6 protein-coding genes are annotated in these 16,553 nt (G+C 48.0%); 5 read left to right on the forward strand and 1 reads right to left on the reverse strand.

Annotated features, from left to right (window positions below; genetic code table 11):
• The first annotated feature begins 173 nt into the window (after positions 1–173).
• The 5 genes from AB0L18_RS20400 to AB0L18_RS20420 all read left to right on the forward strand — a co-directional run bounded on the left by AB0L18_RS20400 (position 174) and on the right by AB0L18_RS20420 (position 15,377).
• Complete coding sequence (locus tag AB0L18_RS20400) at positions 174–7,334, forward strand: gliding motility-associated C-terminal domain-containing protein (protein ID WP_367389172.1); 7,161 nt, start codon at positions 174–176, stop codon at positions 7,332–7,334.
• Between the two features lie 180 nt (positions 7,335–7,514).
• Positions 7,515–8,291, forward strand: coding sequence for an ADP-ribosylglycohydrolase family protein (locus AB0L18_RS20405; RefSeq protein WP_367389173.1), 777 nt, complete (start codon positions 7,515–7,517; stop codon positions 8,289–8,291).
• A gap of 111 nt (positions 8,292–8,402) precedes the next feature.
• A complete protein-coding gene (locus tag AB0L18_RS20410) occupies positions 8,403–13,820 on the forward strand; it encodes a choice-of-anchor L domain-containing protein (RefSeq protein WP_367389174.1) in 5,418 nt (1,805 codons plus the stop codon).
• The gene (locus tag AB0L18_RS20415) at positions 13,821–14,222 is read left to right on the forward strand and encodes a hypothetical protein (RefSeq protein ID WP_367389175.1); all 402 of its coding nucleotides are present in this window, start codon (positions 13,821–13,823) and stop codon (positions 14,220–14,222) included.
• A gap of 438 nt (positions 14,223–14,660) precedes the next feature.
• Entirely contained in the window at positions 14,661–15,377 is a 717-nt protein-coding gene (locus tag AB0L18_RS20420; protein WP_367389176.1) for a hypothetical protein, read from the forward strand.
• A gap of 169 nt (positions 15,378–15,546) precedes the next feature.
• On the opposite strand, the gene AB0L18_RS20425 is transcribed toward AB0L18_RS20420, so the two are convergent.
• The gene (locus AB0L18_RS20425) at positions 15,547–16,509 is read right to left on the reverse strand and encodes a pirin family protein (RefSeq protein ID WP_367389177.1); all 963 of its coding nucleotides are present in this window, start codon (positions 16,507–16,509) and stop codon (positions 15,547–15,549) included.
• Between the last annotated feature and the right edge of the window lie 44 nt (positions 16,510–16,553).

Below are 16,553 nucleotides of genomic sequence, written 5' to 3' on the forward strand. Positions count from 1 at the left end.
AAACTGTGCTGAAGTTGACTAGACCAAAAAAAGAGGCAAAAGGATCACACCTTTTGCTGCTATCCTATTTCCCGAAATCACTCGTGCTCTCGTAGGCTATCTTTCTGTTGCTAATACTATCAGTATGGAATACCGATAGATTGGTATTATTGAAATTTTCAATCAAGTTGTCTATGAGCAAAACTTTACCTATCGTATCCGCTGTTTTCCTTTTGGTAGGATTACTATTGACAAATTCACTTCACTCGCAATGTGAAAACCCTACTGTTGCACTACCTGATGCCTCAGTCCCTGTTAATGGTAACCTTGCAAACGCTTATTGTGTTACCGTTACTTTTAATCCCTCTGTTACAGGTTTTCCTACCGGTTTGTCGCTGGATATTCAGCACACTTGGCAAGGTGATTTGGCATTGTGGATAGAAGTTGACGGAACCTATTTAAATATTTTTCAACGCCCCGGCGTAATAGGCAGTTGTACTGGTGGATGTCCTTGTGGAAACTCTGCCGATTTGGGCTCGCCTGGCAATCCTTCAAATTATACCTTCTCTGATGGTGGAGGCCCTGATCCTGAAAATGGTATGGCCCTTGGGGGCGGAAGTTATGGCGTCACTACCGATGATGCTTGTGGATTAGGAACGCCAGGAATTAATTCTTTTGCGGATTTATGGGCATTGTTCCCACCTGATGGAGACATCACTACAAACATTTGTATTTCAGATCACGCCGGAGCGGACTCAGGGGTTGCACTGGATATTACCTATATCTTCCCCAATCCAGTTTTTTGTGGTTGTACCGATCCTGATGCACTTAATTTCGATCCCAATGCTGTAGTTGATGATGGCTCTTGTATCTATGATTGCCCTGATTTCAATATGACCATTAACAATAGCTCATACGAGTTTTGTGCAGGAAGCAACAGCTTTACCATGATTGCTACTGCTCCTGGCGCCAACGGAGCCACCTACGAGTGGTCAGGCACTAATGGTGGTGATAGTTACTTGTCTAATCCTTTTTCATTGACAACCAACGTCAATCTTCCACCTGATTTTGTTGGGGATATTGTTTATACCATTACCGTAATCGATGAATTTGGTTGCGAAGACTTCTTGGAAGTGGAAGTATTGGTAGGAGAGGGGCCGGAAGTAGAAATCATTGGTGAAGATTTAGTCTGTATTGACCAAACCACTTCGCTGGAATTAGACGGTGGCCCCTTTGATGATATCACCTGGAGCAATAACTCCTCCGCAGATAATATCAGCGTTGGCCCTGGCACTTATTCAGTGACAGTTGCTGATGCCGCAGGTTGTGAGTCCGTCGCCAGTTTTACGGTGGGTGCGCTTCCTGTTCCTCAGCCAGAAATTTTTGGCCCTGATGAAATTTGTGAAGGAGAAGAAGCCGTACTCGAGGTGACGGAAGATTTTGCGACCTACGAATGGTCGACGAATGAATCTTCCCCCACCATTGTCGTCACGGATCCTGGTGGTTATGAGCTTACCGTTACAGATGATAATGGCTGTGAAGGAACCACCAACTTTACCCTGGATATCGCCCCTCCTGTCATTGTAAACATTACAGGAAGCCTGGATTTTTGTGAAGGTGAAGGCACCATCCTTACCGCGACACCTGGTTTTGTAAGTTACGAATGGTCGACTTTTGATAACTTCCAGGATATTTTTGTGGACATACCAGATACCTATTCCGTGACCGTTACCAACGATTTGGGCTGTGAAGGTATTGCGGAAGTAGATGTGGAGGAGAATCCTCTTCCAGAACCCGAAATCAATGGCCCGGAAGCAGTGTGTATAGGAGAAACCATTACCCTTACGGCTACGCCAGGGTATGCCGGCTACAGTTGGTCTACCTCTTACAATACGGTTACTACACCAGTAGATGCAGCAGGTACTTACACCGTAACAGTCACCGATGGCAATGGCTGTCAAGGAGAAACAGATTTTGAAGTCATTGAAGGGGAAGGTGTCGATGCGTATGTAGAAGGAGATTTATTCTTCTGTCCTGGGCAAAGCACGGATTTGACCATCACCGATGGCTATGATAGCTATGAATGGTCGAATAACCTTGATGGCAATGAACAAACCATTGATGTTCAGGGTACTTACACGGTTACTGTCACCAGTGTGGATGGTTGTACCCAGATTCTCGACTTCTACGTCAATCAACTTACACCACCTAGTCCGACCATCTCCGGAGATTTGTCTATCTGTGAAGGAGAGTCTACTGACCTGGTTGTAAATGGCAGCTATCAGACCTACGAATGGTCGGATGGAACCGATAATTTTGAATTGACAGTTGACCAAACTGACACCTATTCGGTCACCGTCACCGACGATGATGGTTGTGAAGGAGAAACAAGCGTTGATGTCGTCGTAAACATTCCCGTAGATTTAGAGATAGCTGGGCCAGATGCGCTATGTAACAATGCTTTTGGTCAGGTGTCTATTTCGGGTAGTTTTCAGAGTGTTAACTGGATCGGTGGCCCGAGCAACACCAATATTTACGATGTCGTAGGGCCAGGAATCTACGAGGTAGAAGTAGTTGACCAGAATGGTTGTGAAGCTTTTGCTTCGATTGATATACCATTAGGGGAGGCTGAGCCGATTGAAATCACCGGAGATGCACAGATTTGCTCCGATGGAGACGGACAGTTGATGGCTTCAGCGGGCTATGCTTCCTACGCTTGGAGCAATAACCAAACTACCCAGTCGATTACCATCACCACCCCTGGCACTTACTATGTCATCGGTACCGATGATCAGGGTTGTGAAAGTTATGAAGAGTTTGAGGTGGTAGAAGTAGCTTCACCAACGCCGATGATCACTGGAGATCTCACGGTTTGTCCGGGTAGCACCACCGTGCTTACCACCGAAACAGGTTTTAACAACTACAGCTGGTCAGTAGGAGGAAGCACCAATCAAGTGACCAATGTCGGTACAGGCACGGTTACCGTAACGGTTACCAATGCGATAGGGTGTACAGGAGAAACGACTGTTGAAGTCGTTGGCGTTCCTAATCCTACACCGACCATCCTGGGAGACCTGATTCTTTGTGAAGACGAAATCAGCACCCTCAGTCTTAGTCAGATGTATACCAGCTACCTGTGGAGCGATACCAGCACCGATCCTACTTTGGATGTGATGGATGGTACCACTGTAAGTGTCACCGTTACCGACAGTGAAGGATGTACAGGAAGCACCAGTGCGACCTTACAGGAAGTTATCCCCACGGTTGATATCACTGGAGATTTGGATTTCTGTGCTGGACAGACCACTTCTTTGAGTGTGCCAAATACGTTCAGTAGTTACGCCTGGTCTACAGGAGGTACCAGCAACACCATTACGACTTCTGGTACAATGGGCGTTACCGTTACTGTCACCGATGGTAATGGCTGTACGGCTACCGATTCCATTGGCTTAACGCAATATCCCCTACCATCAGTAGAGATCACAGGGCGACTGAGTTTCTGTCCTGCAGGGGGTACCAACCTTACGGCTACGGCGGGTTATGTCAGTTACGCCTGGTCCAATAATGCTAACACAAATACCATTTTTCTTAACCAAGCAGGTACCTACACCGTCACGGTCACGGATGCCAATGGTTGTCAGAATACGGCTTCCGCTACGATAGTTGAAGATTCCGAACTTGATCCTGTCATCAATGGCGTCCCTAGCTTCTGCGCGGGCTTGAGTACTACGCTTACCGTACCGGATGACTTCAGCACTTACATGTGGTCCAACAATGCCCAGGTCAACGAAATTAGTGTCAGTACACCGGGGACTTATACGGTTACCGTGGCTGATGAATTTGGTTGTATGGGAACCGCTTCGGTACAGGTGGCATCATTGCCATTGCCAACACCTACCATCAGTGGTGATCTTGACTATTGTATTGGCAGCAGCACTACCCTCAATGGAGGGAACGGTTATGCAAGCTACAACTGGAGTGGGACAGGGAATACCAATCAGTTCCTGACTGTAACGAACCCTGGAAATTACGGCCTGACCGTTACGGATAACAATGGCTGTATTGGTACGACTTCTACGACGGTTATCGAAAATGCTTTACCTGTACCTAGCATCTTGGGCGAACCGGGCTTTTGCCCCGGTTTAACAACGACACTGTCTTCGTCGACAGGATTTTCTTCCTACCAATGGAGTACGGGGGCAAGTGGAACCAGTATCGAAGTAAGTACGGCTGCAACCATCAGCTTGTCGGTGACCGATGCCAATGGTTGTGTTGGGGTCACCAGCCAGCCAGTAGAAGAATATGTTACCGCAATACCTGCAATCACGGGAGCACCCCAGTTCTGTCCAGGCACCAGCACCAATTTAAGTGCTGAAGCTGGTTTTGTTAACTACAACTGGTCAAATGGTGCTTCTACTCCTAATATAACGGCTACGCAAGTTGGAACGATCTCGCTGATGGTGACGGATGACAATGGCTGTGTCACTTCAAACAGTTTAGACCTCAGCAACTATATCGTCACACCACCAATGATTACCGCGCCGCCAGGATTCTGTAGTGGTAGTACGGCTACCTTGATGGCTACTCCTGGTTATGCGGAATATCTATGGTCAAACACTGCTCAAACAGCAGATATTACGGTGAGTACAGGTGGTGTCTACGAGTTGGATGTCATTGATACCAATGGTTGTCCTTCTGAAGCCGCTATCAACGTTCAGCAATATGCACTGCCAACGCCTTCTATTGGAGGCTCCTTGACTTACTGCATTGGCAATAGCACCCAACTCAATGCGGGCGCGACTTACGCTGCTTACAGTTGGTCAAATGGTAGCGATCAGCCAGAAATTACGGTGAGTACACCAGGTAGTGTTGGTCTGACCGTAACGGACAACCGTGGATGTGTAGGCAGTACCTCGGAATTGGTCAACGAAGCGACGGAGCTTTCGCCCGTAATCTCTGGAGACCGAGACTATTGTGTTGGCTTGTCTACAACGCTAAGTGCAGGTTCAGGATTTGCCACCTACCAGTGGTCCAATGGTGCTACCACCAATAGCATTACCGTGAACCAGCCGGGAACTTACACCCTTAACGTGACGGATGCTGGAGGCTGTGCGGGTACTGCCACAGCAGAAGTCGTAGAGAATGCTTTGCCAACCCCTCAGATTTCGGGAGATTTGGATTTCTGTGCCGGTTTATCGACGCAGCTTTCTGCTACGCCAGGTTTTGTGGATTACCAGTGGAGTACGGGAGCACCAACAACGATGGTGACGGTGAATACGCCCGGCGTATATTCCGTAACGGTAGAAGATAGCAATGGTTGTATCAATCAAACAAGCACTACGGTCATCGAACAGGCACTGCCAGTCTTCTCAATCGTAGGACCTACCAATTTCTGTGTAGACTCGTTCACTATGCTCAATGTACAGCCAGCATTTGCTGCTTACAATTGGAGCATAGGCAGTGATCAGCAATCCGTGCAGGTAAGTACGGGAGGAACCGTAGGAGTGACGGTAACGGACTCGAACGGATGTATTTCCTCAAGTGCTCAGACGGTGGCAACGGTGCCGCTGCCACTTGCAGATGCTGGTAACCCTCAGGATCTGGATTGTGAAGTGTTGGAAGTAAATATTGGTGGAAACGGCAGCACCACTGGCAGCCAATTTACTTACCAATGGACAGGACCAGGTATAACGCCTGCTAACGAAAATTTGCTGACACCTACGGTAAGTGAACCGGGGATTTATACCCTGCAAGTGACCAATGAAAACTACGGTTGTTTGAGTGCACCTGCGCAGGTAGAAATAGAAGATTTGGCTTACACGCCACAAATCGTCTTAGAGGTATTGGATGTTTTAGACTGTGCCACAGCAACCGTTCAAATTGATGCGCGAGATTCCGATGGCGGACCTCAGTTTGTCTACCAATGGTACGACGAAAATCTGAACCCCATAGTGGGAGGTAACTCCTTGCTACTGGAAGTTAATCAGGCGCAATTTTATACGCTCAGTATTATCGATACCATTACCGGATGTGATAATCTTGGTATGATAGAAGTGACGGAGAATGAATTGTATCCCGTCGCGGAAGCAGGCTTAGCGCAACTCATCACTTGTGGTGAACCTATTGTAACACTTGATGGTAGCAGTTCTCAAATGGGAGGACAAATTACTTATAACTGGACCACTCCTGATGGAACCATTGTAGGGAATAACAATGCAAGTATCGCATCGGCCAATCAACCCGGCTGGTACTACCTCTTGGTGACGGATGAACAAAATGGTTGTGCCAATATTGACTCGGTCTTGGTGACCCAAAATACGGCACTGCCAACTGCGCAGACCAGCGATGATTTTGAATTGGATTGCAATTATCCTACTACTTCATTGAGCGGGGCAGGAAGTTCACAGGGCAGTAATTATACTTACCAGTGGTTCCTCAATGGCAATGCCATCAATGATGCAACGGGCCTACAATTGACTGCACAAGCACCGGGTACCTATATGTTGGTTGTCACCGATGTGGTGAATGAATGTACTGCCCAGGATATCGTGGAAATATCCCTGAATCCGGAGCAGCCCCAAGCCCTCAATTTTATCACCGACACTCCAACCTGTGCCGGCGATGATGATGGCGGCATTATCCTGACGGGGGTCGAAGGTGGTATTCCTCCTTATTCGTACAGCATTGGAGGAGCGCCGTATGGCAATATTACCAACTACAACAACTTGGTTGCTGGCGATTATCAAGTAGTGGTAGAAGATGCTACGGGCTGTCTTTTACTGACTACCATCACCGTACCTGACGGCAACGATCTGACGCTGGAATTAGGTGATGATCAATACCTTACAGAAGGAGAATTGGCCGACATCTACCCGCAAATTAGCGTGGATACTTCTGTGTTGGTGAGCCTTGATTGGCAGACGATTGCCACCCTTCCTTGTCCGGAATGTGTGATACAACGTGATCTGGCATTGAGTGAATCTACCCAGTTCTTCCTTTCCATAGAGGACGAAAATGGTTGTACCGCTCGTGATTTGCTCACCATCTTTGTCAAAAAAGACCGGAATATTTATGTTCCTAATGCCTTCTCACCGGATGGCAATGGCGACAATGATTTTTTCTATATTTTCTCGGATGACAGTGTCGAAAAAATCCGATCCTTCCTGGTCTTCAACCGCTGGGGAGAAGCCGTCTTTGAAGTCTATGGCAGCCAACCCAATGATCCCCGCTGGGGCTGGGACGGCAATTACCGCGGAGAACCCGTAAATGCTGCCGTTTACGTATGGTTTGCCGAGATAGAATTCAAAAACGGGGATGTAGAAATCATCAAAGGAGATGTGATTATCATGCGGTAAACACATTGCGTAGAAAGGGTAGGGGGAACAATCTCTCTACCCTTTCTTTGTAGATCACTCTGAAATTTTAGAGGAACTCCCTATCTTTAGCACAATCCGAAAAGCGCACGGGCAATGCGACCATCGGTAGGATAAAACGAAAAACCAGGAGCAAATCATTGCTCCATCTAACTCAGGGCTATGTTGGGTGCTATTGCCGGTGATATCATTGGCTCGATCTACGAAAAAGATCCGGTCAAAGACGTGCGTTTTCCGCTCTTCACCAAGGATTCTCACTTTACGGATGACACGGTGCTCACCGTCGCAGTAGCAGATAGTTTGCTTTCAGAAACCTCTTTCGCTAAGAACATCAAAGATTATGCTTGCCGATATCCTTTGGCAGGCTATGGAGGTACTTTTATGAAATGGATGACGGGAATTATTCAGGGCCCTTACAACAGCTGGGGCAATGGATCTGCGATGCGCGTCAGCCCCGTTGGATTCGCGTTTGAACAACTGGCTGATGTTATGAAAGTTGCTAAAGCCAGTGCCGAGGTTACGCATAATCACCCCGAAGGAATCAAAGGTGCACAAGCAGTAGCGTCCGTCATTTACCTCGCCCGCTCCGGCTTTGGTAAACCGCTGATAAAAGACCATGTTCAACGTATCTTTGGTTACGACCTGGAACAAAAATTGGAGGATATTCGGCCTGGCTATCAATTTGATGTTAGTTGTCAGGGGTCCGTACCTCCTTCTATCATTGCTTTTCTGGAAAGTAACAACTGGGAAAGCGCCGTGCGTAATGCTATTTCTCTGGGCGGTGATGCCGATACCATGGCTTGCATTGCCGGTGCGATTGCCGAAGCTTTTTACGGAGGAGTGCCTGTGGAAATTGAGGCAGAGGTCATGAAGCGAATCCCGGAACCTTTCCAACAAACCATTAGTGTTTTTTACGAAGCATTTCCCTGGCAAGATTAAAAACTGACGGTAAGCCGTCGATCTTGTCGCTTATTTTTCTGCTAAAGCTGTCCTTTGCGTATTATTGTACGGCTTAACTATCAAAACTACACCCACTGAACTCTTCTTGAAATGATACGTCTTCTACTCCTTTTTATTTTCTCCATTTCATCGCTTGCACTTTTCGCCCAATTGGAAGTGTCCAACGCAGCTCCCATCACTCCCGAAAACTTGATTTCCAACGTCTTTCTAGGCGAGGGAGTGGAGGTGGTGAGCATCACCTATGCTGGTGCACCCGGCGCAGTAGGCCTCTTTACCCAGGGAAGTGCGGCCATCGGGATGGAGAGAGGAATCGTCATGACTACAGGTGCTGCAGTATCTTCTCCTGGCCAAACCGGGGTGAATGCTCCCGCCAGCGCCCAGGCTTCCTTTAACAACGGAAGCACCGCTTCGGATGCCGATTTGCTCGGGATTGTAGGCAATAATATTGGGATCAATAATGTCACCAGTTACATCATCGAGTTTATCCCCGTCAATGATACCTTGCGTTTTACTTACGCATTTGCTTCGGAAGAATATCCAGAATTTGCCTGTACCAATTACAACGACGTTTTTGGGTTTTTCATCAGTGGCCCTGGTATCAATGGTCCTTACCAAAACAATGCAGAAAACATTGCCCTGATTCCCGGGACTGATCGCCCCGTTACGATTAATAATGTGAACCCAGGTATGCTAGGTTCCGCCGGGGGAACGATCGCTAATTGTAGTGGTGATAATGGTTCATTGGCTTTCGCCGGATTTTATAATGCCAATAACGGTAATACGCTACCCGTTTACGATGGTTTTACCGATGTTTTTGTCGCCCAGGCGGTCGTACAACCTTGTAGCACTTATACCATCAAGCTGGTTATTGCGGATGCTTTTGATGCTATTTTCGACTCAGGGGTATTTCTTGAAGCCAAGAGTTTTGGTACTGGCTCGCTGGATGTGAAAATTGAAGGCTTGGCGATTGATGGTGGCCTGGCGGAAGGCTGTGGGGCCGGAGAAATTGTTTTCAACTTGCCAGCTCCCGTAGAAGCTGATTACGATGTAGAATTTGCGGTAGGAGGTACGGCAACTCCTGGTGTGGATTATCCCACTTTGCCGAGTACCATCATCATTCCCCAAGGAGACAGCACCTTTCGTTTGCCCATCAGCGCCTATGAAGATTTTCTAGTAGAAGGCGACGAAACGATAGAACTCAGCGTGCAGCGTGATCCTTGTAATCGAGATACTTTTACCATTATTATCAAAGATAATCGATTGGTTGATCCAGACTTAGGTCCTGATTTGATCGTGTGCCCTACTGATGAGACCCAACTGGATGGAACGGTACCCATAGAGCTGCCCGATCCACCCCGTTTTGTGAACAATACGCCACTAGCGATTAATCAAACGAACGTGCCTTTTATTTCAGAAATTGATGTATTCGGCGTTCTTCCCGTAGAGCTTGGCCCCGAGGCCATAAAAATGATCTGTATCGATAGCCTTGAACATCAATGGATTGATGATTTGGATATTTATCTGGTTGGCCCTGATGGGCAATTCCTGGAGCTTACTACTGATAATGGTGCGGAAGGAGGCAATGGTATCGCCTTCGATTATTACCAAGGCACTTGTTTTACGGTGGATGCTACAACCGTCATTAATTCACCTGGCCCCTTTGCACCAGCTTCAGCAGTGCCCTTTACGGGGAACTGGCTGCCCGAAGGCGTTTTTTCTGATCTTTGGGATGGCAATTACCGTACCAACGGCACTTGGCAGTTGGTCGTTACGGATGATACACAAGGCCTAGGAGGGACGCTTTTCTCTTGGAGCATCTGTTTCAACCCCGTTTACCAAGTTGAATATTCCTGGAGTCCGGCGGCGGGATTGAGCTGTACCGATTGTCCTGATCCAATAGCTTCGCCAGATACCAGTACGACTTACATCCTCACGGTTTCCGATTCTTATGGTTGTATCAAACAGGACACCATTAACTTTGAGGTTTTACCAGCCCTGACCATGTCTCCATTACAGTGTGGAGCATTGACGACCAGTTCGGTTCAAGTGGTGTGGCCTGCCGTGGCAGGTGCCTTAGGTTATGAGGTGAGTATCAATGGTGGCCCATGGATACCCGCTTCCGGCAACTTAGAGCACATCGTCACCGGCCTTGGCCTGGAGGAAGAGGTGGAAGTAATGGTGCGTGCTATAGCCACTTGTCCAAGCTTTCCTTCGACCATTACTTGTACTAGTTTGAATTGTACCCCGGCCAGCTTAGCCGCTATTCCGGTAGATGTCAATTGCTTTGGGGGCGATGATGGCAGCGTACAAATCAATGTTGTCACAGGCACGGGGCCATTTACTTATGAGTTGGCAGGCCAAACAAATAACAATGGTAGCTTTACGAATTTACCCGCGAACAGCTACGTCGCAACGGTAACAGATGGTGATGGCTGCCCAGGAAATATCAGCTTTGTGATTGAACAACCACCCGTTCCAAATATCACAGAAGTCATCGAAAATCCCTTGGATTGTAATGGTGATACGGACGGAGCGCTGACCGTCGCCATCGTAAATGGCAATGGCCCATATACTTTTGATTGGGGCAATGGCATTACAGACTCTATCGCAACGGGACTCAACGCCGGCATGTATGCGGTAGATTTGGTGGATGCTGGAAACTGTCCGTTTACTTTGAATATCGAATTAACAGAGCCACCGCTATTGTCAACCAATGTGGTCGCTGATTCGGTGAGCTGTTTTGGTGAAAACACGGGACAAGCCAGGGTGATCACCGAAGGCGGGAGTATGCCTTACACTTACTTATGGGATGATGGTCAACTCACTGATACGGCTTTCCTCCTGGTTGCGGGTACTTACAATATTGCCGTGACGGACGCGCTGGGCTGTGTTTTGTCCAGTACCATTACCGTAGCAGAACCACCAGCATTAACCGCAACAGTCAGTACAACCCCGGCGCTTTGCAACAGTACCAATACGGGTAGCCTGATGGTCGTGCCCGCAGGTGGCACCCCTGGGTATACTTATAGTTGGAGAAACACAGCAGACAATACCATCGTCGGGACGACCGCCGCTGTAAGTGATCAGTTTGCCGGTAGTTACGAATTGGTCCTGACGGATGGCAATGGCTGTACCTACACCGAAATCATTCAGGTAGGGGAACCTGAAGTTTTGGAATTAACCAATCTGCAAACCAATCAGCCGACTTGTAACGGTGCTACGGATGGTAACGCTTCCGTACAGGTACAAGGAGGTACTGGCCCCTATACCATCACCTGGGATACAGGGGTAAACGGTGCAAACGAAAACGCCCTGGCGGCGGGTAATCACTACGTATTGGTGACCGATGCAAATATGTGTACCGACAGCTTGGCCTTCCAGTTGGATGCCCCAGTAGCGATGACGATAGACATAAGCGCTGTAGCTACCTCATGTTTTACTGGTTCCGACGGTACGGCTACGGCTAGCCCAGTGGGCGGTACCGCTCCTTATACTTATCTATGGAGCAATAACGATACCGACCAAACGGCCATTAATTTGCCAGCTGGAATGGTTAGTGTGGAAGTAAGAGATGCCAATAACTGTCTGGCAACTGCCTCCGTAATGGTCAGCGAACCCAGCGAACTGACGGTCACGCTAAGCGGTACAGATCCTACCTGCTTTCAGGAAGCTAACGGTAGCATTGTGGCTACCCCTGCCGGAGGAGTGGGGCCTTATACTTACGCCTGGAGTAACACCCAAACAACGGCTACGGCAACGGGTCTGATGGCGACCAACTACAGCGTTGTTGTGACCGATGACAACAACTGTACCGTAACGGCTAACCTCAGCTTGGATGAACCTACCGCACTGAGCCTGACGACGACTACCCAGGAACAAGCTTGTACTGGCCCTGCCAATGGGCAAGCAACCGTGACGGCTAGCGGGGGCACCAGCCCATATACTTACCTCTGGGATAACGGCCAGTCAACGGCTACAGCTACAGGACTGACCGCAGGCACTTACATGGTAACGGTGACAGATGCTCAAAACTGTACCTCAACAATTCCAGCGATTGTAGCCTTGGCCGAAACGGTAGAAATTATCGACTTTACAGTGACGGATGCCAGCTGTAATAATGGATCGGATGGAAGTATTTCCGTCAATATCCAGGGAGGTACCGCACCTTTTACCTGGAGCGCACCCTTGACTGGATTAAGTGCTGGCAATTATACCCTGACGGTGACGGATGGCAATAATTGTTCGGATATTTTGCAGGCCGTCGTTGGCCAGCCCACCGCTTTGTCGGTGAGTGAGAATGTTACCAACGTCATCTGTGCTGGCGAAACCACGGGAGCAATAGACCTAAGTGTGAGTGGAGGTACTGCGCCGTATACCTTCAATTGGAATACCGGAGCAACCGCTGAAGACCTGACCAATTTGGGAGCTGGTTCTTACGCAGTCACGGTTACCGATGCGCAGGGGTGTAGCAGAATATACAGTACATTGATCGATCAAGCTTCTACCCTCAACCTGACGGGAGACATCATTGACGTAGAATGTAATGGAGCAGCTACCGGTCGTATTTCTACGGTAGTACAAGGGGGACAACCACCTTATACCTATAGCTGGAACAACGGTAGCACCACCTCGGCTTTGCCCAATGTACAGGCAGGTGATTATACCCTTACCGTTACCGATGATTATGGCTGTACCTTGATTGAAACGTTTAACATCGCGGAACCAGCTGCCCTGAGTGGAAGCTTCTTCACGGAAATGGTGAGCTGTAACGGTGGTCGCGATGGCTTCCTCAAAGGAGAACTCAGTGGTGGTACCTTGCCTTATCGCTTCCGTTTAAATAACGGTGATTGGCAGGCTAGCCCAACTTTCCTGGCCTTAGGAGCAGGTAATTACACCCTCTGGGCGGAAGATGCCAATGGATGTTCCTTCTTAGTAGGTAACCCCGTCATCACGGAACCTGCTGAAATCATGATTGATTTGGGTGGAAACCGTGAAGTCCGCTACGGAGATACCATCCGCATTACGCCAGAAATAACCAGCGATTTAGACATCATTACCCTGACGTGGTCACCTTACGATAGCACCTGGTTGTCTTGCCCGGATTGTGGCTTACAGGAGGTGTTTACCAACGTTCAGCGTGATCTCTTCCTGACGGTAGTGGATGAGAATGGCTGTACTTCTAAAGCTTGGGTGCAGATACGGGTCAGTAAAGATTTTCCGGTAGCTGTACCTACAGGCTTTACGCCAAATGGCGATGAGGTCAATGACTTCTTGACTGTTCACGGCTTACCGGGTATTGAGGTCGTAAGCTATCGTATTTGGGACCGCTGGGGTGAATTGCTGTACGAAGCACCAGACAATTTTTCAGTAAATGACCTTACGAAAGGCTGGGATGGTAATTTCCGAGATCAACCCGTAAATGGCGGCGTCTATCTCTGGCAGGTAGAAGTCCGCTACCCGGATGATCGTACGGAGCTCTTCAGCGGGCAGACGACGTTGATCAGGTAGATGAAAAAATGGATTCCTTATCTGCTGGTCTTTGCTGCGCCATTTTTACTAATGGTTCTTGTTAACGAATACGTTGACTGGGGGCTTGGTAAAAGTGGTTACGTAACCCAAGGAGTAGAAGCTATCCATTCTTCGGAAAGGCTGAAGGAAAGCTGTACCTGGGTCTGTCACAATGATACCGATTGGTGTAAAACCCATCACGTGAAATTCCTAAGCGAGCATTTTGCACTTGTTGATCAAGTATATTTTGGGATCATCCGCTTGCTGAAAGGAACAGGAGCTTACAGGGCGGCCAATATTTTTTTCTTGGTTCTGCTCATTCCGGTGCTCATGTGCTACTTGCTTGTGAGATCCATTAATATGCAGGTGGAAATCAATGGAATAAAGCGAAAAAATGGATAAGATGACTGAGTTGGTAAACCTGCTTTATGTCTATTGCACAGACTTTATTATCAGCCTAGCCAACCTACTCCATTTGTCTTATTATGAGGTGAATACGCTCTTTTTCTGCATCGTTTATCCATTGGTATTGGTGCTGCTTTTAGTTGTTTTTTTTTGGCAGAAATCAAGATTAAAGAGATTGAAAACAGAATTTAAGTTGAGATGAAATACCCTTTCGCTTTGTTTTTTTTCTACATAATAGTGCTCTTGTCTACGTGTTCATCGGGGAATAAGCAAACAAAAGTCGCAGCAACTACGAGCTTATTTCCTGAAGGAGAAACCATCGACACAATGATCAATGTTGGTGATTGAGGAGATCATCAAAGCTTACCCGAAAAAATGATAAATTGCAGCCTGAATCAAGAGAACGATTTGTTTTTCGACCCCAACCCTTTTTCTATGAAAGCGAGTTTACCTGCGCTAGTGGCGATCTTTTTAGTTTTTACGTTATTTTCTTGTGGAAGCGATAATAAGCGGAGCTCTTCAACGGATAATTTGGCGCAAGAGCAAGATACCTCCACAGTAACATCTCCAAAAGAGGGAAAAACATATCCTGCACCTTCCTCATTGGCGGAAGCAATGCCGACTGAGCCCGTCAAAAATAGTGCTACCAAAGAAGCTATCACGGCCATTCGAGCGGAATACGCTCGACTCCAAAAGCTGCTAGAAGAAGGCACGCTACGCAAAGACACCAAGGCCTTTGACTGCGATGGCGACCCTACGGAAGGAGAACTGATCCGTTACTATGAAAATGACCAATTGGTGGTCATTCAGCATAGCCAAGGCAGCGAACACAGTTGGGAGGTCAAGCAAGTTTACCTTCGAAACAAGGAGCCCTTCTTTGCTCTGGAAGAAGAAGGTTACTGGACTTTTGGCGGGCCATTAAATCAGGATGGAAGCGCGAACACCATTGACTACGTGACGGAAAATCGTTACTATTTTCAAGAGGGAACATTGATTCGCCAGCTCACCAAAAAGTTTGAAACCCACAGCTGGGAAAATCTGCCAGAAGGTAACGCAGTCCCCAACAAGGAGGTGGACATCATCGCCGACCAAAATTACTTAGGCGTCCTGCCTTACGTGGCCGACTTCAAAAAAGGAGTTGTGGGTTGCTAGTGGTCTGTCAATATTTAAAGTTCCGGTTGAGCGAACGCGGATTTTGGTGCTGATTGAGGCGGAGGTTCCCGCGCATAGCAGCGCTACGTAAGGGGTTCTCCAACGAAGAGCAGTGCCGAAAGACGCATCGGGCAACCGGAAAGTTTAAGTTTGACAGACCACTAGTCATTTACCCATTCACAATGGCCGGATTCCCCATCATTCCATTTTGATAATTTCGAATACACTGGCGGATCTGCTCTTCTGAATTCATCACAAAAGGACCATAGGAAATCACGGGTTCATTGAGTGGCTGGCCACCTAAAACGAGCAACTCCGCGCCTTCTTCCGCATAGAGGTTGATTTGACTTTCGCCGCGTTCGTACAAAACGACTTGATTGGCCTGAAGTCCACGTCCTCCTTCCAGTTCCAGCTTACCTTTGACAAGATAAGCAAAAGCGTTATGGGTGGGATCCGTAGGGATGTCAAGGCGGCTATCAGCCTGCATTTTGATGTGGTAGTAAAAAGCAGGGGATTGTAATTCGATCCTGGATTTAGCATCCCCCAACTCACCCAACACTACCTTGATACTGTACTTTTTGGTCTCAATATTGGCCATGTCTGATTCGCGAAAGACATTGGTGCTGGGGTCGGCGAATTTGTACTTGGCGGGCGTATTTAGCCAGATTTGGAAACCATGGTAAAAGCCACCTTTGTTATACAACTCGAGGCCAGACTCTTCCATATGGATAGCCCCCCTTCCCGAGTTGAAGAGCATGAAATCACCCTTGCCGATCTGGAAGTCATAGTTGAGGCTGTCTTTATGATGACCGGTGCCTTCAAGGAAATAGGTAGTCGGCGTCACACCCGCGTGCGGATGAGCATCTACCCGAAGTGGATCACTGCCCGCCGCCAGGTTGACAGGCCCAAATTCGTCAAACATCACAAAAGGGGAGACGTAGTCGACGTGGTTACCCGCAAACGCTCGTAGTACCGGCAAAGTGCCGACATTTACGCGATCAGCACTTAGGATTTGACGTACCTTGCGCTTACTGTCTGCATGGTACATCCCTGAGTTTTTGACCAGCACCACACCACTGGCTACGGTGAGGCCCAGTATCGCTGAACCTTTGACGAATTGTCTTCTTTTCATGTCGCTACATGTATTTTGATTTATTAACGGAAGACTACCATTTT

It is taken from the genome of Lewinella sp. LCG006, from assembly GCF_040784935.1.
Taxonomy (GTDB): domain Bacteria; phylum Bacteroidota; class Bacteroidia; order Chitinophagales; family Saprospiraceae; genus Lewinella.